We start from the raw sequence: 1,797 nt of genomic DNA on the forward strand, positions 1-1,797 counted from the left end.
GCCCGGCCGTGGCGCCGCGCGCCGTCGCCACCGCGCCCCTGGCGGCTTGCCGTGCGGCGGGGCCTTGTCTAAGCCCGTGCCTCCGCCCCAGACGCAAGGCCCCTTCATGGCGACCGATCTCGACATCGCCCGCGCGGCGAAGCTCCTCCCGATCCAGGAGATCGCCGCCCGCGCCGGCATCCCCGACACGGCGCTGGAGCCTTATGGCCGCTACAAGGCGAAGATCGGGCTGGATTTCCTGCGCGCCCAGGAAGGCAACAAGCCGGGCGCGCTGGTGCTGGTCACCGGCATCAACCCGACCGCGGCGGGGGAGGGCAAGACCACCACCACCATCGGCCTGGGCGACGCGCTGAACAGCCTCGGCACCCGCACCATGATCGCGCTGCGCGAGCCCTCGCTCGGCCCCTGCTTCGGGGTCAAGGGCGGGGCGACCGGCGGCGGCCACGCCCAGGTGGTGCCGATGGAGGAGATCAACCTCCACTTCACCGGCGATTTCCACGCCATCACCGCCGCCAACAACCTGCTGGCGGCGATGATCGACAACCATCTCTACTGGGGCAATGAGCTCGGCCTCGATGCGCGCCGCATCTCCTGGCGCCGCGCCATCGACATGAACGACCGCGCGCTGCGCAGCGTCACCGCCGCCCTCGGCGGCGTGCCGAACGGTTTTCCGAGAGAGGATGGCTTCGACATCACCGTCGCCTCCGAGGTGATGGCGGTGTTCTGCCTGTCGAAGGATCTGGCCGACCTGCAGGCGCGGCTGGGGCGCATCATCATCGGCCAGACGCGCGACGGGCGCAGCATCACCGCGCGCGACCTGAAGGCGGATGGCGCCATGGCGGCGCTGCTGCGCGACGCGCTGGCGCCCAACCTGGTGCAGACGCTCGCCGGCTCCCCGGCGCTGGTGCATGGCGGGCCCTTCGCCAACATCGCGCATGGCTGCAACAGCGTCATCGCCACGCGCCTCGCCTTGCAGCTGGCCGATGTCGTCGTCACCGAGGCCGGCTTCGGCGCCGATCTCGGCGCCGAGAAATTCCTCGACATCAAATGCCGCTCCGCCGGCCTCGCGCCCTCGGCCTGCGTCGTCGTCGCGACCGTGCGGGCGCTGAAGCTGCATGGCGGCGTCGCGAAATCGGCGCTGGGGACGGAGGATGTGGCGGCCGTCAACCGTGGCATCGCCAACCTCGCGCGGCACGTGCAGAACATGCAGAAATTCGGCCTGCCCGTGGTGGTGGCGTTGAACAAATTCACCAGCGACACCGCGGCCGAGGTGGAGGCGGTGAAGGCGGCGATGGCGAAGCTCGGCACCGAGGCCATCCTCTGCACCCATTGGGCGGATGGCGCGGCGGGCGCCGCCGATCTCGCCCGCGCCGTGCAGGGGCTGATCGCCGAGGGCCGCGCGAAGTTCGAGCCGCTCTACAACGACCACATGTCGCTCTCCGGCAAGATCGAGACGGTGGCGCGCGAGATCTACCACGCCGCCAGCGTGGCGATTCCGCCGCCGGTGGCGGCAAAACTGAAGAAATTCGAGGAGGCGGGCTTCGGCCATGTGCCCGTCTGCATCGCCAAGACGCAGTATTCCTTCAGCGCCGACCCGTCGCTGATGGGCGCGCCGGAGGGGCATGTGCTGCCGCTGCGCGATGTGCGGCTCTCGGCCGGCGCCGGCTTCATCGTCGCCATCGCCGGCGAGATCATGACCATGCCCGGCCTGCCGCGCCGCCCCGCCGCCGAGGGCATCGGCCTCGACGAAGAGGGCCGCATCGAGGGGCTGTTCTGAGCGGCGCCCCCGACCCGGCG

At 71.0% G+C, this 1,797-nt stretch carries 1 protein-coding gene; it reads left to right on the forward strand.

Translation table 11 applies throughout. The annotated features are described in order from the left end of the window. The first annotated feature begins 106 nt into the window (after nt 1-106). Entirely contained in the window at nt 107-1,777 is a 1,671-nt protein-coding gene (locus HMPREF0731_RS09640) for a formate--tetrahydrofolate ligase (RefSeq protein WP_007003920.1), read from the forward strand. The last annotated feature ends 20 nt before the right edge of the window (nt 1,778-1,797 follow it).

Source organism: Pseudoroseomonas cervicalis ATCC 49957, assembly GCF_000164635.1.
Lineage (GTDB): Bacteria > Pseudomonadota > Alphaproteobacteria > Acetobacterales > Acetobacteraceae > Pseudoroseomonas > Pseudoroseomonas cervicalis.

Excerpts from the sequence above, each read along its gene's own strand:
- HMPREF0731_RS09640 (WP_007003920.1), top strand. The coding sequence starts at position 107 with ATGGCGACCGATCTCGACATCGCCCGCGCGGCGAAGCTCCTCCCGATC.